Genomic DNA, 254 nt, shown 5'->3' with positions numbered 1-254 from the left:
TTCCATTCTGCCCTTACATCATCTATTGATTCACGCTCTAAATTACTTTTTTGATCGTCAAAATAATGGGATACAAACACTTCTTCTATTCCACCGTTAAAAACCATTTGTTTCAGTTCTTCTAACGTAGGATTATTAGGATACACTTTATTTGAAACTACTATTTCATTGTTGTATAATCGCTTACTTTCATTGTCTATAAAATAACCTTTTCTTCTCATAACGCTCAGCCCTTTATGTGTAATATAACAAAC

The 254-nt window shown here is 31.1% G+C and carries 1 pseudogene; it reads right to left on the bottom strand.

Going from position 1 to position 254, the window contains the following annotated elements:
• Positions 1–221: pseudogene (locus V7038_RS18720) on the bottom strand (hypothetical protein); the annotation flags it as partial.
• Positions 222–254: the final 33 nt, after the last annotated feature.

It is taken from the genome of Bacillus sp. JJ783 (assembly GCF_036963225.1).
Taxonomy (GTDB): Bacteria; Bacillota; Bacilli; order Bacillales; family Bacillaceae_G; genus Bacillus_A; species Bacillus_A cereus_U.
Note: the sequence above shows the minus strand (reverse complement) of the source record. Positions and strands in the feature narration are given on the sequence as shown.